At 31.2% G+C, this 21,969-nt stretch carries 21 protein-coding genes and 1 pseudogene; 5 read left to right on the top strand and 17 right to left on the bottom strand.

From position 1 onward, the window contains the following. Window positions 1-19 precede the first annotated feature (19 nt). Both ACNQF6_RS09075 and ACNQF6_RS09070 read right to left on the bottom strand, forming a co-directional pair. Window positions 20-1,270 (bottom strand): MATE family efflux transporter, encoded by a 1,251-nt coding sequence (locus tag ACNQF6_RS09075; protein WP_417965183.1) that lies wholly within the window; start codon window positions 1,268-1,270, stop codon window positions 20-22. Window positions 1,271-1,303: 33 nt separating this feature from the next. Next, window positions 1,304-1,477 (bottom strand): hypothetical protein, encoded by a 174-nt coding sequence (locus tag ACNQF6_RS09070; protein WP_417965181.1) that lies wholly within the window; start codon window positions 1,475-1,477, stop codon window positions 1,304-1,306. Window positions 1,478-1,743: 266 nt separating this feature from the next. On the opposite strand from ACNQF6_RS09070, the gene ACNQF6_RS09065 reads away from it, so the two are divergent. From ACNQF6_RS09065 to ACNQF6_RS09055, 3 genes are all read left to right on the top strand, one after another. Continuing rightward, complete coding sequence (locus tag ACNQF6_RS09065; RefSeq protein WP_417965179.1) at window positions 1,744-3,804, top strand: tetratricopeptide repeat protein; 2,061 nt, start codon at window positions 1,744-1,746, stop codon at window positions 3,802-3,804. Window positions 3,805-4,020: 216 nt separating this feature from the next. Beyond that, the gene (locus ACNQF6_RS09060) at window positions 4,021-4,422 is read left to right on the top strand and encodes a hypothetical protein (RefSeq protein WP_417965177.1); all 402 of its coding nucleotides are present in this window, start codon (window positions 4,021-4,023) and stop codon (window positions 4,420-4,422) included. Between the two features lie 172 nt (window positions 4,423-4,594). Continuing rightward, window positions 4,595-4,822, top strand: coding sequence for a transposase (locus tag ACNQF6_RS09055; protein ID WP_417965492.1), 228 nt, complete (start codon window positions 4,595-4,597; stop codon window positions 4,820-4,822). Window positions 4,823-5,185: 363 nt separating this feature from the next. On the opposite strand, the gene ACNQF6_RS09050 is transcribed toward ACNQF6_RS09055, so the two are convergent. From ACNQF6_RS09050 to ruvC, 13 genes and pseudogenes are all read right to left on the bottom strand, one after another. Further along, a complete protein-coding gene (locus ACNQF6_RS09050; RefSeq protein ID WP_417965175.1) occupies window positions 5,186-5,542 on the bottom strand; it encodes a hypothetical protein in 357 nt (118 codons plus the stop codon). Window positions 5,543-5,731: 189 nt separating this feature from the next. Further along, a complete protein-coding gene (locus ACNQF6_RS09045; RefSeq protein WP_417965173.1) occupies window positions 5,732-8,509 on the bottom strand; it encodes a T9SS type A sorting domain-containing protein in 2,778 nt (925 codons plus the stop codon). A 112-nt stretch (window positions 8,510-8,621) separates the two neighbouring features. Further along, entirely contained in the window at window positions 8,622-9,329 is a 708-nt protein-coding gene (locus tag ACNQF6_RS09040; RefSeq protein WP_417965171.1) for a LytR/AlgR family response regulator transcription factor, read from the bottom strand. An 11-nt stretch (window positions 9,330-9,340) separates the two neighbouring features. Beyond that, window positions 9,341-9,658: an Hpt domain-containing protein gene (locus ACNQF6_RS09035; RefSeq protein ID WP_417965169.1), complete on the bottom strand. Its 318-nt coding sequence runs from the start codon at window positions 9,656-9,658 to the stop codon at window positions 9,341-9,343. Continuing rightward, window positions 9,645-10,682, bottom strand: coding sequence for a sensor histidine kinase (locus ACNQF6_RS09030; protein WP_417965167.1), 1,038 nt, complete (start codon window positions 10,680-10,682; stop codon window positions 9,645-9,647). The genes ACNQF6_RS09035 and ACNQF6_RS09030 overlap by 14 nt, the downstream gene beginning before the upstream one ends. Further along, window positions 10,682-11,815 (bottom strand): FIST signal transduction protein, encoded by a 1,134-nt coding sequence (locus ACNQF6_RS09025; protein ID WP_417965165.1) that lies wholly within the window; start codon window positions 11,813-11,815, stop codon window positions 10,682-10,684. Before ACNQF6_RS09025 ends, ACNQF6_RS09030 begins: the two co-directional genes overlap by 1 nt. A gap of 3 nt (window positions 11,816-11,818) precedes the next feature. Beyond that, window positions 11,819-14,503: a PAS domain S-box protein gene (locus ACNQF6_RS09020; RefSeq protein ID WP_417965164.1), complete on the bottom strand. Its 2,685-nt coding sequence runs from the start codon at window positions 14,501-14,503 to the stop codon at window positions 11,819-11,821. Between the two features lie 117 nt (window positions 14,504-14,620). Then, on the bottom strand, window positions 14,621-14,731 hold the full coding sequence (locus tag ACNQF6_RS09015; RefSeq protein ID WP_417965162.1) for a heme NO-binding domain-containing protein: 111 nt from the start codon (window positions 14,729-14,731) through the stop codon (window positions 14,621-14,623). Between the two features lie 324 nt (window positions 14,732-15,055). Then, entirely contained in the window at window positions 15,056-15,469 is a 414-nt protein-coding gene (locus tag ACNQF6_RS09010; protein ID WP_417965161.1) for a response regulator, read from the bottom strand. Between the two features lie 117 nt (window positions 15,470-15,586). Beyond that, window positions 15,587-15,952 (bottom strand): annotated as a pseudogene (locus ACNQF6_RS09005) (MmcQ/YjbR family DNA-binding protein). Window positions 15,953-15,977: 25 nt separating this feature from the next. After that, window positions 15,978-16,772, bottom strand: a complete 795-nt coding sequence (locus tag ACNQF6_RS09000) for a cyclase family protein (protein WP_417965159.1) — start codon at window positions 16,770-16,772, stop codon at window positions 15,978-15,980. A gap of 92 nt (window positions 16,773-16,864) precedes the next feature. After that, window positions 16,865-18,019 carry a radical SAM family heme chaperone HemW gene (gene hemW, locus ACNQF6_RS08995; protein WP_417965157.1) on the bottom strand — a complete coding sequence of 385 codons (1,155 nt, stop codon included), beginning with the start codon at window positions 18,017-18,019 and terminating at the stop codon, window positions 16,865-16,867. Between the two features lie 57 nt (window positions 18,020-18,076). Then, window positions 18,077-18,631: a crossover junction endodeoxyribonuclease RuvC gene (gene ruvC / locus ACNQF6_RS08990; RefSeq protein ID WP_091172893.1), complete on the bottom strand. Its 555-nt coding sequence runs from the start codon at window positions 18,629-18,631 to the stop codon at window positions 18,077-18,079. A 55-nt stretch (window positions 18,632-18,686) separates the two neighbouring features. Between ruvC and ACNQF6_RS08985 the strand changes: the two genes are divergently transcribed. Both ACNQF6_RS08985 and ACNQF6_RS08980 read left to right on the top strand, forming a co-directional pair. Continuing rightward, window positions 18,687-19,631, top strand: coding sequence for a hypothetical protein (locus tag ACNQF6_RS08985; RefSeq protein ID WP_282713546.1), 945 nt, complete (start codon window positions 18,687-18,689; stop codon window positions 19,629-19,631). After that, entirely contained in the window at window positions 19,628-20,746 is a 1,119-nt protein-coding gene (locus tag ACNQF6_RS08980; RefSeq protein ID WP_417965154.1) for a glycosyltransferase family 2 protein, read from the top strand. The genes ACNQF6_RS08985 and ACNQF6_RS08980 overlap by 4 nt, the downstream gene beginning before the upstream one ends. Here ACNQF6_RS08980 and ACNQF6_RS08975 read toward each other — a convergent pair. After that, window positions 20,739-21,452, bottom strand: coding sequence for a DUF4184 family protein (locus tag ACNQF6_RS08975; RefSeq protein WP_417965152.1), 714 nt, complete (start codon window positions 21,450-21,452; stop codon window positions 20,739-20,741). The genes ACNQF6_RS08980 and ACNQF6_RS08975 overlap by 8 nt on opposite strands. 3 nt (window positions 21,453-21,455) lie before the next feature. Next, window positions 21,456-21,932 (bottom strand): hypothetical protein, encoded by a 477-nt coding sequence (locus tag ACNQF6_RS08970; protein ID WP_417965150.1) that lies wholly within the window; start codon window positions 21,930-21,932, stop codon window positions 21,456-21,458. Window positions 21,933-21,969 lie beyond the last annotated feature (37 nt).

The raw sequence follows: 21,969 nt of genomic DNA, 5'->3' as shown, positions 1-21,969 counted from the left end.
AGAATTTCATGCTACACATTTACTTTTTATTTTTATAAAAGAAATAACACAATTGAAAAAACAATAAAATAACCATTGCAATTATTTGCATGTGAACGACTTGTTCCAGTGAATTATGATAAACAATAATTAAACCTATTTGAGCTGAGCCTAAGAAAGCTGAAACAACAACGGGAAGATATTGATTGAGTGATAAATAATAGTATGCAAAAATATTTGCAACTGCAAAAAGTGAGGTGGCTAATGCATATTTCCACAACAAAAATGAAATAGAAACATACGCTTTCCCAAACATAACATTTACAACAAACTCAGGAAATAATGCCGTAAACAATACAATTGAAGTAGAAAGTAAAACAATGTACCCTACGTATTTTAGTAAAATGGGTAGTGTATCTTGATTTTCTTTTTTCATTTGGATTACTTTGGGTAACAATAACATTACAAACATCCAAGCAACAAAATAAACAACACGACCAATTAGAGCTAATGAAGCATATAATCCAGCCTGTTGATTGTCAAAAAAATGTTTTACTAATATGATGTCACTATTGTTAATTATGATTTGCGTAAGTTCATAAAAAGCAGTCAATGCAAAAAAAGTAGTAATTGAACGGGTATCTATCTCAGGAGTCTCTACTGACTTAAAACCTTTAAAAATTAATTTTTGGAAAGGAAAAATACCAAAAACAAACGACATAACTATTCCTGAAGCGACAATTATAGAACTTTGTATATTAGGCAACAAAAAAATTGCTCCTATAGTTAAAACTAGACGACTGGCCATTTCAGTTTGATAGGTAGTGGCTAATTTATTTAATACATTTTGGCCTTGATATAAACCTCTATTAACACTCATCAAAAAATACAATGGAATTCCAAATCCAAAAATGAAAAACATCCAAGCTGTTTTTGTATGAAAAATAGCTTGCAAATCTTGATAAAAAAAGACAATACCAATGCCAAATAACACTCCTAAAAAAGCAGCGTATTTAGTAATAAGCTTAATAAAAGTTAGCAGATAATTTTCTTCTAATAATACAGCATATTTTGCTGTAACAATTTGAAAAGTCATCCCTACGAAGGAAAGTATTAATAATAATGTAATTAATATTGCGGCATCTGAAAACTCAGCCGGTCCCAATATGCGCCCTAATAATAAATTATACAAATAATTACCACCGTTTACAAAAAGTATAGTTATCATAAATAACTGCTCAGAGCTTAATTTTGTTGGTATTGAAGGAATAGTATAAGATCCTATTTTCATATTGATTAAGTTTCAAACAAAATACAAAAAAAATTAAAGCAAAGTATCGTAATAATTCAAGACCTTAAATAGCATTCTTACTTTATTGTTTTTCTTTCCAATAATATAAAATAACGTATCGCTTTTCACTGCTCTTCCATGCGAATACAAAATAACATTCACTGAACTACTATCAATGTCTACTACTTTATTCAAAGAAAGAACCATGCCTTTAGAATGTTCATCAGCGATTCAAAATGATTTTTAAAGACTCTCCATTCTGGGTGTTTAATAAGTCGCTAATTTCATAAACTCCTCCGAAAGATGTGATTTGAACTCACATAAGTTTTGAATTATATTTGTTAATAGTGATACAAATATCAGCAGTATTAGTATGAAGCTTTATAATTCTTCGACGAATAATCATTTACTGTAGGTGAAATATCACAGCTTTATACTTAACTTGCATGGATATAAATCAAGAATTTAATCGGATGAAATTATTAAAACAAACTATCTTTTTTCTATTCATTATTTTAAGCAATGTTGGAAATGCTCAAGATATGAGCAAAGGATTCGGTAATTTAGAAAAAGGTGAATTTGACAAAGCTGAGGTATTCTTCGAAAATATTTTAAAAGACTATCCCAAAAACAAAACAGCACGTTTGTGTTATGCCAGAGCAATCGGCCTTAATCAACAAGCCGAAAAAGCATTAAATCTTTTTATAGATCTAAAAAAAGAATACCCAGGCGATTTAGAAATTGAACTAAATTATGCAGAATCGTTACTTTGGAACAAAAAATTTGATGAAGCTAAAGTATTTTACAGCGGACTTGTAGAGATAAACCCTGATAATTTTGTTGGTCATCTTGGCTATGCAAATACCTTATCTAATTTAAAAGAATTTAAAGAGGCTCTTTTTCAAGTCAATAAAGCTTTAGAAATATCTCCCGGTAATCCAGGTCCTTTAATTTCAAGAAAATACATAAAATTAGGATATGCGAATCAAAAGGTAAATGAAAAAAGCTATACTGAAGCGGAGACTTTCTATAATGAGATTTTAATTGATTTCCCTAATGACAAGGAAACACTATTAAATAAAGCCAACTTGTATTTGATTACCAAAAACATAACAAAGGGCAAAGAAACCTATGATTTAATTGCCCAAAATGATCCAATTATAGCTTTAAACGGGTTATCTTTAATTGAGCATATAGATGGAAAAGACAAAAAAGCATTAGCACTATCTGAAGAAGCAATTAAAAAAGTCAATTACAATAGTGATGAAAATTTAATTAAACAAACACAAGAACGTTATGTTCAGGCTTTAATTTGGAATAAAAAATACAAATTTGCTGAACTTAAAATAACCGAATTAAATACCAAATACGCTAATGAAAATTGGTTATTGGCACTATCCGCAACTTTAGCCATTTATCGCAGTGATTTTAAAGACAGTATTCAATACTATTCTACTATTTTAGGAAATGATTCTAAATCATTTGATGGTAATCTAGGAATTGCAAATGCCTATTATGCATCAGGCGAAATATCAAAAGCGTATAGAGCAGCCAACACTACTTTAGAAATATTCAACAATCAAGGAGATGCTATTAATTTCATAAAAAAATTAAAAGAAGAATTCACTCCTTATCTAGAAGAAAAACTAAGTTATACATTTGATAATGGAAACAATACAGCTATTGCAACTCGTACTTTAATTAGTGTTCCAATATCTACAAAATGGACTATAAACACAATGTATCAATATAGAAAAACAGAAAATACAGTTACAAATGTAAATGCAAAAACGACTGACTTCTTAGCAGGAATAGAGTATAAATTCCATCCTAAAATAAGTTACACACTAGATTTAGGCGCTTCTTCTGCAAACTCTAATAGCACAAGTTATACTCAAGCATTAATTAGTACCTATTTTAAACTTAAACCAGTAAAACTTCAAGACTTAGAGGTAGGATATAAAAGAGAAATTCAAAATTTTAATTCCGATTTAATTAGCAAAGAAATTGCTGTCAACAATTATTACTTTAATTATAATTTAGGCACCAATTTTAATTTTGGATGGTTTACACAATATTTTTACTCCTCACAAACAGATAACAATAAAAGAAACTTATTGTTTACTTCCTTCTATTATAATTTCAAGGCGAATCCTGTAATCAAAGGCGGACTAAACTACCAATATATATCTTATAAAAACAGAGTTCCTACTGATTATTTCAGCCCAAAGAAATTTAATGCTGTCGAATTATTTTTAGAAATACTAAAAGACGAGAAAATTGTTGAAGCTAAATCGTGGTTTTACAATGCTAATATAGCAACTGGATTTCAATTTATAGAGGACAACTCTAAACAATGGACCTACAGAGTTCAGGCAAAATTTGGTTATAAATTTTCTGACCGTTTATTAGCAAATATTTATGGAACTCGAAGTAATATTGCATCGACTACAGCTGCTGGTTTTACTTTTAATGAAGTTGGATTACGATTAAAATGGAACTTGGTTGACAAACCAATTTTTGAATTAAAATAACACCCATTACCAAACCAATTTAAACCAAAAAAGAGGGGGTATCTCTATGATAAGAGTGGTCGGAAGAAAAATCTTCCGACTTTTTTTGTTTTCTAAGAAACCACAAACATTTAAGTTGATCAGTTATTTAACAAGCTTTTTCTTTTTTATAAAACTTTTACCGTGTTAACTACTGATAATCATAAATTTATAACGCATTTCAAAGACCAAAAAGTAATGAAAAAAACCTTTAACTACTCAGGTTTTAAGGCTATTTTCAATTTACACGAATCCGAAACTATCAGAAGGAGGTCTATTTCTGAGAGATTGTCAAAAATTGACTCCAACTATTTCAAGGAAATTCTCGAATGCTTGTATGATCGTTTCTCTGAAAGTTACAATCAGCCGGAAAGAGATAAGTATAATTTAATTCGCGTAGACAGTACTATTGATCCAGACCTCTCCGGAAAGCTCAAAGAAGGAATTGATCAGAATAATGTCAAGAAGCTTATAAAATTTAGGGTTTCCTTTGACGGTAATCTTCCTATAGGTTTAGAAATATTTAATACACAGAGCTATGTATACCAGAAGAATGCGGTTTCTGAAGCTGTTTTAAAGCAAGTAAAAAAAAGATACTGAACATCGTAGTATTTATATAATTGACAGAGGAGTTTAATCAGCCCGGACTATGAAAGAGTTTTCCCAAAAGGATTTCAAATTTGTAATCAGGGCTAGGGAAAATCGCAAGCATGTAGAGATAGAATCCCTTATTAAAGAAAATCAGGATTTAGATATTTGAGATAATTTACTAATAAATGACAGTATTATTAATCTACATAAAGGTGTCCCGATAATAAATAAAAGGGGAAATAAGAATTATCAGGAAGAAAAAGTTGAAAATCGGTTTAGGCTTGTGGTAGTAAAAAATAAAGAGCAATCTGAAAAATATTTTTGGTTTATTACCAATGATTTTGAGCTAAGTCCTAAAGAAGTTGCTAATTATTACAGAAAGAGATGGGATCTTGAGGTTTTTTTTTAGATTTATCAACCAAGAACATAATGTCAGTCATCTTGTATTGCTGAGTAAAAATGTAATGGAAGTCATGATTTACATGACTTTAATTGTAGCAATGCTAATCTTAATCTATAAGAAGCCAATAATATTGGATATAAGACAGCTAAAAGAAGATTTAGATATAAATCCGAGAACTTAGAATTACCATTATGGTTAGTATTTCTGGTGGTGATCCCGCAAATTATTTATAACATAAAGTTGCCGAAATTTCTTCCAACCACTCTTATCTCCATAACATCCTCTTTTTTTTAATACAATCTGTTTAGCAAGTAAAACAGATAGTCTTATTATCCTGACATTTAAATTATATTTGTTTCAAAAAATAACTTAAACTACAAGTTGTAAATTAATATCATCAAAACCAACTATTTTCCTAACCTCTTCGATATTAGGCAATACAAAACATTCTATTTCATCTATAATTACCTTAACGACAAAAGACCTTATTCTTGATTGAGAGACCATTACTATTTTATCTTTTATCACTTTTTTTTCTGCATCAAACTTACTTATAGGTCCGGCCCAATCCAAATTATAACAATAACCAAAAACTTCTTTTCGAACAAAAGTAATATATTCTTCATTTATCAATGACCAATTTAAAGAAATCAAATAATAACCTGAACGATCTTCAAAATTATTTCTCTCTAGCAATGGTTGCGTATTGTGTAATTTTTCTTTCATTTTTCACGGCTTTAGTTCAATACGAATTTATAAAATTATCGCTTAAAATGCATAAAAAATCGATAAAATACACTTTATTTAAATAATTATAATACTTAGATTACAAATACAACAACCCAAATAAAAATATGTTTATACAAAAAAAAAGACTGCCCGTGGTTGGCAGTCTTCTAAACACTATTCATTTTACTATTCTATGATAAATTTGGTTTGTAATTTTTCATTTTCTTTTGTTGTAACAATAAACAGATAAGCTCCTTTGCTCAAATTATCTAATGCTACTTGGATTTCATTATTAGATGACACAGTTTTATAGCTTTTTGCAATCAGAATTCTTCCGGTTAGATCCGCTACTTCTACCCTGGCACTTTCAGTTATTTGAGGCAAAACAAGCGTAGTCGAAAACTGGCATGGATTAGGGTAACTATACATACTCTTACTAAATTTATTTGAAAAACCAACCGTACTCAAAGAACTTGTATTTTTAAAAGCTAATTGAGATACACTAATTTCAAATGGTCGAAAAGCACTATAATTTCCTTGAACCGAGAAAACAAGACCTTTAATTTTTTCGTTAGTGTATTTTTGGCCTTTTTGATTGGCAAAGTTATTGAAAAGGACATTCATCTCTACTGCTGTTGCATTTGCAGGAAGCTGAAAACGCAATCTATCATTCCAGTCTGTCGTATTTTCTGTTATTAAAACAACTTCTACAGGTAGTGAGTTTTGTATTGTAAAACCTACCATTGAATATAAACTGGCATCAAATAGCAAATCACCTGGAAGAATATTTCTAAATACATTTAAAGTCCCGTATACATCTCCAGTAACAGTTGTATTTCTTTCTATGGCATACTGATCATTTGTGATATTTGTATTTAGAGTATTATCAATCAAAAATGATGAAATTTTTGTCTCTGTTTTCAAATAATCCAATCCCCAAGGACCATCTGCTAAATACAATCCATCTAATTGTTTTGATTTATCGCCTATTATTGATAACCCAATATCAAATAATCCTCCTAAATCTAAAACTATATTTTGTTCGTATGCCCCAGTCAAAATTAAATTCTGAGAAACTATTGCTGTTGCTGCTAATTCCGTTGTTTTTTTATTTCCAATAAAAGTTAAATTAAAGGCTCTTGATTTATTAATTATTGCCATATTTAATTTACCATTTTTATAAAAACCTTTTTTTACAAAAACAGTTGGAATCCTATTACTAACTACTTCGGCAGTTAAAGCTTTTTGTTGTTGAATTTTGGAAATAATTGTTTTCGCTATATGACAAACCTGAGCTGTTGAAGATCCCCAAACTTGAAAATTAAGATAGTCTCCCGCAGGATACTGTTCTATATTCCAATAGCTATGAAGTACATTTGCCGTTGTCAATTGTTGAATAGAAAAATTCACAGCATATTCAGTTAGTCCGTTGGCTCTTTTTATTTCAACCAAAATAACTTCATAACCATTTAAATTGATTGTTACAATATTTTCTAGAGATGAATTATTCAAGCGATCACAAATTGCTTTAGAGTGACTGTAGACAGCTCCAGTTGTTGAAGTAGCTAAAACAGCCGCTACGCGATTATTACCTTGATAATAATCTACTGAATACACTTCTTTAGCATTAGTGATTTCAATTAAGTCTGTAGGACTAGATACAAAACTAGTTTCGACACCTAGTATTCCTGTATTTGGAATTAAAGCAGAAAAATCAATACCTGAGCTTGTTTTTTTTAAAAAAAAAGAAGTGGGAATAAACTTTTTTTGCACCTCTTTTTCGTTAGCAAAGCTATTTGATTTTATTCTGTTAAAATTTCGTTTGGCAATAAGACTCGCTAAATCTCCATTACTTTCTAAGCCACCATCATTTGCAGATGTTACAGTTGTTAATTCTGTAGAGCCTACAATTATTAATTCGTTACTTGTAGTATCCGTTCTTACATTATTGTTGGAGGTTCTAGTAGTTGTAGCTACTACTTCATATGTGCCAGATAACATTTCCGGGTATAAAATTGTAACACTCCAGTTTGTATTATTTATATAAATTTCTTCGGAATAAGTAATTCCATTTATAGTTATTATTAAATGGTCATCCCCTAGCATTTCACCTCCCCATGAACCAGTAATAGTAGGAGTAGTATCTGTAGTAGATAGTGTATTTACTGCTGGAACCAATATTTCTCCAGATGCAATGTTATCCAATGTACCATTAACGATAACACCTAATTCTTCCCAGCTTTTATCCAAAACTCCAGATAATTTATCATTTACTCCCGCAATATCACCATTAGACGTCTGACTTGTTGAAGTAAAACCGTACAAGGCTATTACAGAATTACCAGTAATTACAACCCCAAAATTATTTAAAACATATTTTTTTAAGCTTTCTTCTGTAAAACCAAATTCTATCCAACTATCTGTTCCACTATTACCTCCATCAATATCAGTTCCTGCAGTATAAGTCAATATATGGGCATTTCTGGCATCCAAGAAGAATTCATTATTTTTTGTTCCGTTTAACCAAGCAGTTTGAGAGGGAGAAAGACCCGTTTTTGAAACATCTCTTTTATGAAAAGAAACGTATGGAGTTTGGCTTTTCATATTTGCTTCAATAAAAAGATCTGCAATCAAATCACCTGAAACATCAATTCCTAAATAAAAAGAAGTTGAGGCTATACTTTGGCCCATTCTAACTCTAAAATAGTAAACATCATCAGTTAATCCATCAGTAAAGTTGATGGTCTCTTTTTGAGTTTCAACCATCGCATGAGCAGTATTACCAACAAAATCTGTATCAGCTACGGACTGTTGATCATCATTTGGATCAAACTTATCGCCTTTCATAAGACTTATCCAGTTTCCGGTGGCTACCCCTACTGCACTTTTACTTTGCGAAAAGCCTAATTGAGAGAATAACACTAAAAATAACAAATTAATAAAAAAGTATTTTTTACCCATCATCTTTATATTGTAATTAGAAAACAAAGCTACTTAACTAATTAAAGAAAAAATGAAATCTTAGATTAATTACTACTTACTGTAGTTCAAATACAATTTGATGGGGACAAATAGCTTATAAAAGATTTAATCTTTTCATCAATTCAGGTCTATTAGCGCGACTTACTGGAATTACATCTTTGCCAATTAAGACACTATTATCTTCAATATCAATGATTTTTTTAGTATTGATAATAAAGGAACGATGTACTTTTAAAAATAAATTTTTAGACAATTTACCTTCGATTTTTTTTAAGGTAGAATGGACTACATAATTTTTACTTTCTGTTTTTATGTGAATGTAATCTCCCTTTGCCTCTACAACATTTACAGATGCCATTTCTATTTTTATCAATCTACGATCGATATTAATATAAAATTCCTTTGCGTTGTCTTCAAAATTTGGTTTTACTTCCGATGGTTTGGAGATAACCTTAAAAGAATTAGCTTTTTGAATTGCTTTTTGAAATCGATCTTCAGAGATAGGCTTTACTAAATAATCTACTATACACTCGTATTCAAAAGCTTCAATAGCAAAATTTTTATCTGAAGTTACTAAAATAATTCTAGGAGGATTTTTTAAACTTTGTATAAAATCAAATCCTGTAAAATCAGGCATGTGAATGTCTAAAAAAATTAAATCCACTTGATTGTTATTCAAGAATTTCATAGCCTGAATGGCGTTAGGAAATTCTTGGATTAGTTTGAGCTCAGGAAAACGACTCATTATTTGAGTGATAATTACTCTCGCCATCTCTTCATCATCAATAACAATGCAATTCATAAAGGAAGTGGTTATAGACAATATACAAAATCTTGCATTGATTTCAAAATAGTTTCAAATTCAAGTTTTAGTATAGTAGTGCCCTTAATTAAGTTATCTTCATATTCTTGAGCAATATAATAACTTTTTTCTAAACCAAGTATAGATATCTTATGTTTTAGCTTATGCACGGATTGAGCGGCATATGAAAAATTAACATTATTCATTTCCTGTAAGTATCTTTCTACTTCTTCAGGAAGTTCTTTTTTAAGAATTCCAATTAATTTTGTTCGGAAATCGATATTGTCCCCTGACAATTTATCAATGTATTCTAGATTAGGCTGTTCCATTGCTCTTAGTTATTGTGAAATAAAAAGTTGTGCCAACCTCTACTTGACTTTCCAACCAAATTTTTCCTTTATAAAATTCTATAATTTTTTTCACTATCGAAAGTCCTATTCCAGAAGAGGAATCATTGTTTTCTAGTTTAGAAAAAATATCAAAAACTTTAGTGTAGTATTTTTCAGGAATACCAACTCCGTTGTCTTTTATGTAAAACTGAAATTCAGTATCATTTTCAGTGTTTCCAATTTCAACTAAAATTTTATCTTTATCATTGTATTTTATAGCATTCTGTATCAAGTTTTGAAATAACTGTTTATATCTAAAATTATTTCCGACTACCTTGGGTAATGGATTTTTTAGAGTAATTTCAACTTGTTCGGGTATAGGAATAATAGTAAGAATTTCATCGATTAAATTGTTCAAATCAATTACCCTATCTTCATTCTCAATGTTTTCAACAGAAGAATAATTTAAGATTCCTTTAATTAATGAATCCATTTTCTCCACATTTGAGAGAATTAAATTTAATGATTTCACATTGGTTTCATTCATCATTTCTTTATTATCTTCTATAAACCAATTTATCAATGTATCAATACTTCGTAATGGTGCCTTTAAATCATGGGATACCATATGAGCATATTCATTTAATGCCTTATTTTGCTTTTCAAGATCAACAAGCAACTCTTCTCTTTGCTTGTTGATCTTTATAATTTCTACCGATTGTTGTTTAATATAATCCGATGAATTAAATGAATCTACATTAGCAGTAATTTCCGCATCGAGACTCATTGATTTAAGAATAAATTCTAAGTTTCTGTTAACTTCTTTAAGACTTTCGGCTTCATCTCTAAGCTTTTGATTGGCTGTGAAAAGCTCATCTGAACTTATTTTCATTGCTCTCTGCAGTAAACCTATATGGTCTTCAAAATTTTCATAAGAATCATTAATAGCTTCTAAAAAAAGATCTAAATCGTTCAGTCCTCCTTTAAGTTTTTTATCTATTTGTCTTTTTAGTAATGAATTCATTATTCGCTAATTAGAGTTATAGTCATTGTTTGATTATGGAGTTCACAAGACTTACTTCCATTGAAAGGTGCCATCTCTCCGTAGGAATAAAACCCTGTCATTGGGATCTTTTCTCCAATAGTCTCTAGAACTTGCTCAACTTCCTCTTCTACTCTTTGATTCATCACTAATTTTCTACCAATACAACTTACTAAAACAGCTAATTCTGGTTTGTTTTTTCTGTTTTTCATAGCAAATTCAGCAGCAATTTTTGCTCCGTCTCCAATGCCATCAACAGATGCCATCATTAGCTGAACTCTTGAATTAATTGGCACATCACCTGCTAAAATCATGGATTGATCATCGTTATTTATATTTAATATAGTTCGCACAACCGGTTCTTTTTTATCTTCAGGAGTTACATTTAAAGGATACAATAGAGAAGCTTGTGGCAATTCACTGGCTTTCTCCCCTAAATAGTTTTTATACAAATCAAGCGCTGGTTGTCCATCAATTTCATAAAGAATATTTGCTTCTGATTTAGTAATTATCCTTTCTGGTCCAAATGGAATCCAACCACCAAAACTGGAATAGGTGATTTCTAATGTTTCTCCATAAAAACCTATTAGTATGACTTCACCTACTTTTGGGTTGTCTTTGTAAGAGGCGAGGGTTTTTTCAAATCGAGCATCATCACCACACATCCCACCGGTTATTGAAATTGAGAAATCAATATTGCTTTCTAATCCTTTTATCAATGAACTACCATTTACAAAACTACCTTCTGACACTACAAATAGGTGCTTTAAATTCTCTTTTGGGATTTCATTATATAGTGCTTCTCCTAATTTTCCTGCATCGTTATCATAATTCAGAATGTTATCCCGTTTTACTACAAAAGAACTTTTCTCAAATTCGATGGCGGTTACTGAAATGGAATTGTCATATACATTACAAGATAAAATTTCCCCTGAAGTTGATCCAAAAACAATATGCTCATAGGGAAACTCTTTTCGAATGCTTTCAATTACTGCTTCATCCTCCAAAAGAAATCTGTTAGCAAAAACTAAGATTAAGGGATTATTTAAAATTATTTTTTCTTGTAAATAGTTCCAATCTTGATTTTTTACCTTGGATGCCTGAATAATTTTCATAATTTATTTATTAAGTTTTACAAAAAAAGTTGAACCCTTTCCTAATTCGCTATCAATCCATATTTTACCATTATAGGCATCTATAACCTTTTTCACAATTGCCAATCCAATTCCAGTTGAATGTTCACTTTTAGTATAGGACTGAAAGGTATTAAATATTTTCTCATGATGCTCTTTTGCAATACCAACACCATTATCTTTAATGGAGAAAACATAATGGTCACCAAATTCTTCCGAAGCGACTTCAACTAAACCAACTTCCTCTTCAATATAATTGACAGCATTCCCTATTATATTCTGGAACAATTGCTGAATTCTGTAACGATCCGCATAAAGTATCGGTAGTTGATTTTTAATAGTAATACTGATGTGTTTGGGGATATGAATAATATCAATTATACTCTGTATAATTTGATGAGTATTTATACTTTCTTTAGCCAACTCCTCTTTGTCAATTTTAGAATAGGTTAATATACCCTCAATTAAATGATCCATTTTTTCGACTTTATTCTCTATCATAGAAAAATAGCTTAAAGTTTGATCACTAAATCCCTTATCACTATCCTCTTTTATCCATGAAATTAATGAATGAATGCTGCGTAAAGGAGATTTTAAATCATGCGAAACTACTTGAGCATAATCTTCGAGTTCTTTATTTGTTTTTGCTAAACTCGCTACTAACTCTTCTTGTTGATTTTCCAATATTTTCTTATTGGATATATTTTCTTCAATAGCAAAATATCTGACTATCTCACCTTTTTTATTATATAATGCTTGTCCTTGTATTTTAACCCAATATTTTTCTCCTGATTTGGAATAATTTACAATTTCACAATTAAAAGGATGCCCTTTGCTAATTTGATTTTTTAAGTAATTAATGGTCTCAGGATCTGTATCTTTACCCTGCAATAAATAACCTGGTTTTATACCTACTAAATCTTCTTTATTATAACCTGACATTTTTTCAAAACTGGAATTAACCCATTCTATCCTACCTTCTTTATCAGAAATAATAACCGCATTAAGATTTTTTTCAGCTATTAAGGAGAGTAAATAAAGCTTTTCCTCTTGCTCTTTTTGTTCTGTTATATCAAGATAAATGCCTATTGAGCCCATTATTTTCCCATTAACATCATAATTTAGTGCACTACTGACTAGCCAATGCTTTTTCTCTCCTTTTTTATTTTTTATTTGAACTTCATAGGAATTAGTCATATTGGGAATACTTAAATCATTATTAGTATCAACTAACTCTTTATCTTCCTTGGCTAGAAATAGATCTGAGGCTTTTTTCCCAATAATTTCCTCTAAATCATACCCACTGATTTCACAAAAACTATGATTGGCAAAAGTGATATCTTCATTAGTATCTACCTCCATTAAACCTAAGTTCATATTAGCAATGACATTGCTATATTTTTCTTTTTCGTTTTGTAATATTTCTTCGTGGTTTTTCTTTATTGTAATATCTATATAAGACCTAAGATTACCTTTATAAATACCATCACTAAAGATGGGTACATAACTTCTCTCAAAAAACCTGCCATCTACTAGCTCTAATTCTTCATTATAAACAGGTTGTTTAGTTTCAAGTATACTATTCAATCTTTCAGCATATAATTCCGAATTTTTAAAAAAACGTTTTGAATCCTCTACAGAATTAGAACAATCCATACCAACCAAAGTATCGGGATCTTCTTCAAAATTAAACATTGAACAGAATTTTTTATTTACCAATAAAAGCCTTCTATTCTCATCCTCTAAAATAATACCCGTTTGTAGATTAAGAATTAGAAATGAAAGCCTGTCTTCCGATTCAATCAATTTAAAATCAGCATTTTTCTTTTCAGTTATATCTTCAATCATCGCAAAATACTGAATAACATTCCCTGTTGAACCCAGGATAGGCTGCCCTTTTGTTTTAGTCCAAAAATAGCTTCCGTCTTTCCGACCATGAACTAATTCTACATCAAATTTTTCCCCTTTAAAGAATGGGTCAATCATACTCTTTAGATCTTTTTTATTTGTGTGATCGCACATACCAACCTGAACAGGAGTCCTTCCTATTATTTCTTCTTTAGAAAAACCCGTCAATTTTAAATAAGCATCATTACACCAAAAAATATCCCCTCCTGGTTTAGTAAAAACAACTCCATTCTCATTAGTACTGGCAACAAGTGAAAGCCTGTTTAACTCTTCCTGATCTCTTTTTAAATCTTTTTTTTGATTATTAATTTTAATTAATAATTCTTTTAATTCTTGTTCTGTTATATCTTGGGTTTTTAATACGTGTAGTAAATCAACTAAAGGGTCATGAAACGCAAAATCGTGGAGTGTTAATTTTTTTTCACTTACTTGGCTCATAGAAACAAACCACGGTGATCCTACAAATAAAACAGAACCTTTATGTTCTTGAAATTGACCTCTTAAATCGACCATATAAGCCATAGTCCCTAAAACAACTAATTGATTAGAAACAGCTATTAATGAATCAAAATCTGGATTTTCAACAAAGGGCCTTTTAACTTCAAAAGTTGAAGAGAAATCATCATTTAATTTAATTCCAGGCAAAGTTTTGGCCAAACTTTTACCAAAACTTTTTATTTTTAAATTAGAATCAATTAAAATATAGAAAGGAAATAGCTTATTGAAGCTATCTTCATCAAAATTAAATTCTAAATTACCCATGTTTTTTTTTACAAATTACATTAAAAATTTCATGTGAACAACCTTCATTGCGAGTTTGAACTAAATTAATTTTAACAGGATTACTATTCATAATACCTAATTACTTTAAAATACCCCTTACAAAATCATAAACCCTTCTCTTTTTGAAAAATAATGTATGTTGAGACTATTTTCAGGAACGTCAGTAACTTTAAATTCCGGTGGTGTTAGTTTTGGATAAATAAACATTACTCGGTTATGAAAAAGAGTCAAGTTTATTAAAAAACTATTTAAAATTATTCCCTCCTGCTTCCATCAACCCACCATATTTATCTTTTATAGTTTTCATACTCACCATTCTCCAAACGCTATCAAAACATCACTCAATGTCAACCCCATTTCATCAAAAACAGCTTGAATCAACTAAAGGTCAAATAATCATAATAAGGATCCATGTTTATAAAACAAGCAACATCAACTCCACTTCGAAGTTTAATAGCCTCCTATTTATCCTCCGCCAAAATTAGCTAGAACTAATTCTTCGACTTCCTTATTTACTATTCCGTTCGCACATTATTGAGATATTAATTCATTATCACTCCAATACTCTATTAAGCGTTTTACCCTATCTACATAGTCGTCATATTTAAGAGGTTTTAACTGATACCCAGCAATTCCTATTTTATAACATTCTAAAATATCTTTTCGATTGTTGGATGTAGTTAAAATTATTGCTGGAATATATTTTAAGTAGTCATCCCCTTTTAATATGCCTAAAAATTCTATTCCGTTAATTTTTGGCATATTTAAATCTAAAATTATTATATCAGGAATCACCTCTTTGACTTTCAATATCGTAATAGCTTCCTCTCCGTTATTAGCTTCAACAATTTTATGCTTAATACTTAAGGTGCTTAAAACTCTATTGAATTTCATTATTTCAATTGCATCATCTTCAATTAATAGAATATTCAGTGCCTTGCTCATAATTTATTAAATTAAATTTTTGCACTAAATTAAATTTATTCCATTAAAAACATTTCATTTTTCGTCATATCTATAATTACTATAGATGAATAGCTATTATTGGTCGACGAATGGATTTTATTTTGTTTTTATCTGTACAAGCATCTTGTTAGTCAAACTTCCGAAAACCAATTCATAGGAATGATCAATCAACTTTTTGACAAGCATATCCGAAACCGATGCGTTTATCATAATTGTATTCCAATGGGTTTTACTCATGTGAAAACCCGGCTGAATGTCAACGTATTCAGCTCATAATTCCTCAGCTCGTTCAGGATCACATTTCAAATTGACTGCTGGTTGTCCTTTTTCCCATTGACTTAAAGACGACAATGCAAACATTTTTCCACCTACTTTAAAAACCAACGTATCTTCATCAAAAGGGAAATGTTCTGTTACTCCTTTTTTAGACAAGCAATATTCGTAGTACATTTCTAAGTTCATCTTATGAAATTATTTTATTCAAAATTTAAAATGCATCATTTAAAACAGCATACAAAATAGGTTTACTAGGACTTGCATCATTCTCAAAAGATGCGATTTGTAAATTCAGCAAATAAGCACCATCTTTCACTTCATCTGAAACAAAAATCATTTCGGTAATTGTGCAATCTAACCGTGCACCATGATTCAAATTATTCACATCAGTTACATTCCAAAATGCTTTGTGTCCCAATAATTTTCCATCATCTTTTTCTTTATCTACACTTGGCAAATCAATCAATAAATGCTGAATTCCGCTTTCGCAAATGAAACGTGCAGCCTCTTCAGAAAGATATGGCGGATTGGTATTCGAATATTTCAAAGATTTCTTTATTTTAAAATTAGGCATCGTTCTAATGATTAGGGATTCTTTTGGAACACCTAATTTCAGTGTCACATCAAGCGCAGTCGTGATATTTTCTAATGTTATCACCAAATCTTCTCCTTGCAATTCCGGCACAACCGAAATCAATTCAGCCAAGAACAAAAACTGTTTCAACGATTGATTAATGCTGTAAAATTCTCGTGTAATATGTCCCAGACATTCGGTATGCGTTCCGTGTCCGTGCGGATTAAAGAAAATGTTATTGAAATTAGTAGATGATTTCCCTTCTGAAACTTTACCAATCCAATCCCCAAAAACTACCGGTTCAATTACTGGTTTATTTATATACCAAGCAATTGGATTTTCATCTGTATTAGTCAATGGAATCGAAATATCAATGGGTTTTGATAGGTCGACCTTAATTGTTTGATTGTTATGTTGAACTGTTGCTAACACAAATTATTATTTTTTATGGCGCTAAGGCGCAAAGTATCATGTAAAACTTTACTTATTTCTTTGTGCCTTTGTGCCTTTGTGGCAAATTTTAACTATTCCAAATTTAAGTAAAATAAATCTGATGCAATTCCATCTGTCAAAAACTTTCCTTTTGGAGTCGGTTTCAGAATGTTATTTTTTATAAAAACTAAATCATCACTAAGGAATTTTTGAGATTGTTTGTTTAAATATTCCAAATAAATGATTCCAAATTCGGTTTCAATTCTATGCAAAGAAACACCCCAAATCGTTCGCAAACCAGTCATAATATATTCGTTGTAACGGTCAGCTATAGAAAGGATTTCAGTTTCGTTAGGCAATTTATTTTCTTGAATCGATTTTATGTAGAGCGCATTATTCGAAATATTCCAACTTCTCGACATGCCATCATAACTGTGCGCCGAAGGACCAATCCCAAGGTATTTTTTCCCCAACCAATACGCCGAATTATTCTTGGAAAAATAGTTTTCCTTCCCAAAATTTGACAATTCGTAATGAATAAAATCATTGGCTTCGAGCGTTTCTACCAAAATAGCAAAATGCTCTTGTGCGACTTCATCTTTAGGCGCGGCAATTTTTCCGGTTTGTATCAGTTTATTCAAAGCGGTTTTTGGTTCTACCGTTAAAGCATAACTAGAAATATGCGGAATCCCAAATGACAAAGCTGTTTCAATATTTTGTTTCCATTTTTCGTTACTCATTCTGGGAATTCCGTAAATTAAATCGAGGGAAATATTGTCGAAATACTTAGTGGCTTCCTCCAAACATTTTTTGGCTTCCACCGAATTATGAGCTCTATTCATTAGTTGTAAATCGTCTTCAAAGAAAGACTGAATCCCAATGCTTAATCGGTTAATTTTACTTTTAGACAATTCAATTATTCGTTCGCTTGACAAATCATCTGGATTGGCTTCCAGTGTGATTTCGGGATTTTCAATTACAGAATAATTGTTGTAAACTGCAGCAATCAAAAAATTAATTTCTTCAGAAGTTAAAACGCTTGGCGTTCCTCCTCCAAAATAAATGGTTTCAATTTTATGGTCACTTCGAGCGCAGTCGAGAAGCTCAAACTCGCTTTTGCGCATTTGAATTTCTTTGGCAATAGCCAAAACCATTTCTTCTTTCTTCTTCATCGAAGTCGAAAAATGAAAGTCGCAGTAATGACACGCCTGCTTGCAAAAAGGGATATGAATGTAGATTCCGCTCATTTATAAGTATTCAGTAGTCAGTTTTAGTAGTCAGTTCCGCAAACTGAAAACCGACTACTATTTTTTAACTCGTTCTTCGTTTTGTTTTACAAAAGCATCCCAACCAGTATAACTTTTGGCACCAACCACTTTTCCGGAATTGAAAAAATGACAAACCGCTGCTGCTAATCCATCGGTACTATCGAGATTTTTAGGTAATTCTTTCAGTCCTAAAAGTTGCTGTAGCATTTTGGCAACTTGCTCCTTGCTGGCGTTTCCATTTCCGGTAATCGCCATTTTTATTTTCTTTGGTTCATATTCCGTAATGGGAATATCTCTCGAAAGTCCCGCCGCCATGGCTACGCCTTGCGCACGTCCCAACTTTAACATCGATTGTACGTTTTTACCAAAGAAAGGCGCTTCAATTGCAATTTCATCTGGATTGTGTGTATCAATTAACTCAATCGTACGTTCAAAAATGATTTTCAGCTTTTGATAATGATTGTCGTATTTAGACAATTGCAATTCATTCAATTGCAAAAACTCCATTTTTTTATTGACAATTTTTATCAATCCAAAACCCATAATCGTCGTTCCAGGGTCAATTCCTAATATGATGCGTTCGTTTGCCAATGATTTAGTTTAAAGTTTAAAGTCTAAAAGTTTAAAGTTTTGTTACTTTGCACCAATGATTTCAATTCCACACAAAACTAAGCAATTCCTCGTACTTCTAATCAAACTTTTGATTGTAGGCGGTGCGTTTTATTTTATTTACAATCAATTGGCTAATAACGACAAACTGGATTGGCAAAAATTCATTGTTTTATTCCAGAAAAACCAGTCCATTGGCGGAATCGCCTTTATTTTAGTATTGAGTGTTTTGAATCGGTTTTTTGAAATCTTGAAATGGCAAAATTTAGTTAAATTTATCCATGAGATCTCTTTGGGCGAAGCAACAAAACAAGTTCTTGGCGCATTGACCGCAGGACTTTTTACGCCAAACGGCGTGGGCGAATATGCCGGAAAAGCATTGTTTTTTGATAAAGGAAACACTAAAAAAGTGATTTTCTTGAACCTGATTTGCAACGGAATCCAAATGATATTGACCGTTATTTTTGGAATTTTTGGGTTGTTGTATTTCAATGCACAGTATAATGTAATTACTACAAAAACCGCTATGATTCTGTTTGGTATTTGTTTTTTGGCATTTGGAATCTTGTTTTCTTTGAAAAAAATAAACATTAAGGGCTATTCTATCGAAAAACTGATTCATAAGATTAACGAAATCCCAAAACCTATTCACCAAAAAAATATCTTTTTAGGCATTTGTCGTTTTCTGGTTTTTTCGCACCAATATTACTTTTTGTTTCTCGCTTTTGATGTTGACTTACCTTATTTAATAGCCATTGCCACGATTACAAGCGTTTATTTTCTAGCTTCCTCTTTGCCTACATTTCAGTTTTTGGACTTTGCAGTAAAAGGAAGTGTGGCTGTATATTTCTTCGGGATTCTTGGCGTAAACGAATGGATAGTAATTTTTATAACCACACTTATGTGGTTTCTGAATGTAGTTCTGCCTGTACTAATTGGTAGTTATTATGTTTTGAATTTTAAAACTAAAAATCCAATATGATTTTTGTTTTGTACTTCGTTATAATCCTCTATTGCGTTGCGATTACCTTCTTGATTTATGGTTTCACCAAAGTAAATGCTATAGATTATATTGGCTTAACGCCAAAAACAAAATTCTCGATTATTGTTCCTTTCCGGAATGAAGCCGAAAATTTACCCATTCTATTGGAGAGTTTGTCGAAATTGAATTATCCGATGGAATTGTTCGAAGTGATTTTGGTTGATGATTTTTCTGAAGAAGAGTTTAGCATTCCATTGTCATCTCGAGCGCAGTCGAGATACAATATTCAAATAATAAAGAACATTCGGGTTACGAATTCACCCAAGAAAGATGCGATTGTAACCGCAATGCAAATTGTAACCACGGATTGGATTATTACCACCGATGCCGATTGTGTAGTGAATGCAAACTGGTTATTAACCTTAGACAATTACATTCAGCTTCATGATGTTGAGATGATTGCCGGTGCGGTAACGTATGATTGCGGTAATTCATTTTTGCATCATTTTCAGCAATTGGATTTGTCGAGTTTACAAGGTGCAACAATTGGAAGTTTTGGAATCAACAAAGGGTTTATGTGTAATGGCGCCAACTTTGCGTATACAAAATCGTTATTTTTGGGTGTAAATGGTTTTGAAGGAAATGACAAAATTGCCAGCGGTGATGATATTTTCTTGTTGCAAAAAGCGACTGCCCAGTTTCCTGAAAAAGTTCATTATCTAAAATCTCAAAATACAATTATCACTACAAAACCATTAAACGATTGGAAGTCATTGTTTTATCAGCGCGTACGTTGGGCATCCAAAACAAGCTCGTATCAAAGCACTTTCGGAAAAGGATTGGGGCTGTTAGTATTTGCGGGAAATCTGAGTTGGCTCTTCGTTCTTGGTTCTTGGCTCTTGGGTTTAACTGCTTTTCAGAATGTCTTTTTATTAATTACTTTGAAGTTTTCAGTTGATACCGTTTTGATTTACAAATCCAATGATTTTTTAACCAAGACCAAAGTACGATATTTGATTTTGAGTAGTTTGTTCTATCCCTTTTTTAGTGTGAGCGTAGCTTTGTATTCTTCGTTTGGAAAATACGAATGGAAAGGGAGAAGCTTCACTAAATAGTTTTTTTATTTCTAAAAATCAATCCTGTCAGAGTAATTGCGAGTATTGTTGGAGAAATAATACTAACTATAGCATTACCTATTTTCTCCAACTCTGTTCCAAAATAAAATCGGATAGCAATAAAAACTACTGCAAAAACAATAGACAAAGACCAATAATTGAAACCAACTATTTTGCTGTTTTCATTTTTTTCTGGTAGCTTATAAATATAAAATAAAATCCACCCCAAGCCAATAATCGAACTTGCATGCTGTGCAATTTTATAAAACGGTATTGAAAAAAAATCTAGATTAAAAAAGGGAATTTGTTGTACTATATAACCATCCCAATGCGTCATTGAATCCCACAAAATATGTGAAACAGCTCCTAAAAAAAAGGAAATCAAAACAGTGAATACAGCACTTTTAAAATAAACTACCCATTTAAATTCTTTTAATTCTTGCAACCTATTTTGAAGAAAAGTTGGCAAATTTTCTATTAGAGGACGTTTTATAATTTCATGAAAGGCAAACATAACTATAAAACCCAGAGGAAAATCAATTAGAAATATCCCTAAAAGCGTATGACTGATCTCGCTTTGCATTTTCATTCGGAAAAAATATTCAAAATCAGGAGACATGGAACCAACAATCAAAGCAGTAGCTGACAATTTATTATTTTTTAAAAATGGCAAAAGTATTGCTGGGTGTGAAAATGTAAATGGCATTACTTACTCTACTTTTAAGATTACAGGGAGTATAAACTGTGTTTTTACTGGAATTCCCCGTTTAATGGCTGGGTTAATTTTTGGAAAATCAACTAAACGGACTTTAAGAATACTATCGATTTTGATTTTGTCGTAAGCAACGGAATCTTTGGGAAATTGAGGCTCGAATTGCATCGTCGCATTTGGAAAAACAGTGACCTTTACTTCAATCGTATCGAGTTCAGGGTAGAGAACCGAAAGGGTATCAACGCTCAATTTCTCCTGAATCAACCGCGTTAAAACTTCGAAAAAACACTGTTGGCGTTGCTTTTTATCTTCTATTTTTTCACAATCTACTACTGATGGATATTCGTCGACTTCTTTCCAGTTGATGGATTTCAATTCCTTTTGCAACAATTCCTTTTCCGAAGGAATTTGCTTGTCAAAGTATTGACAGGAATTAAAAAATATAAATACTAAAAAGAGGTAATACTGCTTCAAGGTTTTGTTTTTGAATTGGACTAATATTTTATAAAAA

The organism is Flavobacterium pasteuri, assembly GCF_048286615.1.
GTDB lineage: Bacteria > Bacteroidota > Bacteroidia > Flavobacteriales > Flavobacteriaceae > Flavobacterium.
This window is presented reverse-complemented; position numbering and strand designations above follow the sequence as displayed.

Coding starts and splice junctions, on each gene's coding strand:
- ACNQF6_RS08975 (WP_417965152.1), bottom strand. CDS start 21,452: ATGCCATTTACATTTTCACACCCAGCAATACTTTTGCCATTTTTAAAA.
- ACNQF6_RS09020 (WP_417965164.1), bottom strand. CDS start 14,503: ATGGGTAATTTAGAATTTAATTTTGATGAAGATAGCTTCAATAAGCTA.
- hemW (WP_417965157.1), bottom strand. CDS start 18,019: ATGAGCGGAATCTACATTCATATCCCTTTTTGCAAGCAGGCGTGTCAT.
- ACNQF6_RS09010 (WP_417965161.1), bottom strand. CDS start 15,469: ATGAGCAAGGCACTGAATATTCTATTAATTGAAGATGATGCAATTGAA.
- ACNQF6_RS09035 (WP_417965169.1), bottom strand. CDS start 9,658: ATGGAACAGCCTAATCTAGAATACATTGATAAATTGTCAGGGGACAAT.
- ACNQF6_RS09040 (WP_417965171.1), bottom strand. CDS start 9,329: ATGAATTGCATTGTTATTGATGATGAAGAGATGGCGAGAGTAATTATC.
- ACNQF6_RS09045 (WP_417965173.1), bottom strand. CDS start 8,509: ATGATGGGTAAAAAATACTTTTTTATTAATTTGTTATTTTTAGTGTTA.
- ACNQF6_RS08980 (WP_417965154.1), top strand. CDS start 19,628: ATGATTTTTGTTTTGTACTTCGTTATAATCCTCTATTGCGTTGCGATT.
- ACNQF6_RS09015 (WP_417965162.1), bottom strand. CDS start 14,731: ATGTTTATTTATCCAAAACTAACACCACCGGAATTTAAAGTTACTGAC.
- ACNQF6_RS09065 (WP_417965179.1), top strand. CDS start 1,744: ATGAAATTATTAAAACAAACTATCTTTTTTCTATTCATTATTTTAAGC.
- ACNQF6_RS09050 (WP_417965175.1), bottom strand. CDS start 5,542: ATGAAAGAAAAATTACACAATACGCAACCATTGCTAGAGAGAAATAAT.
- ACNQF6_RS09025 (WP_417965165.1), bottom strand. CDS start 11,815: ATGAAAATTATTCAGGCATCCAAGGTAAAAAATCAAGATTGGAACTAT.
- ACNQF6_RS09060 (WP_417965177.1), top strand. CDS start 4,021: ATGAAAAAAACCTTTAACTACTCAGGTTTTAAGGCTATTTTCAATTTA.
- ACNQF6_RS08985 (WP_282713546.1), top strand. CDS start 18,687: ATGATTTCAATTCCACACAAAACTAAGCAATTCCTCGTACTTCTAATC.
- ACNQF6_RS09075 (WP_417965183.1), bottom strand. CDS start 1,270: ATGAAAATAGGATCTTATACTATTCCTTCAATACCAACAAAATTAAGC.
- ACNQF6_RS09030 (WP_417965167.1), bottom strand. CDS start 10,682: ATGAATTCATTACTAAAAAGACAAATAGATAAAAAACTTAAAGGAGGA.
- ACNQF6_RS09070 (WP_417965181.1), bottom strand. CDS start 1,477: ATGGTTCTTTCTTTGAATAAAGTAGTAGACATTGATAGTAGTTCAGTG.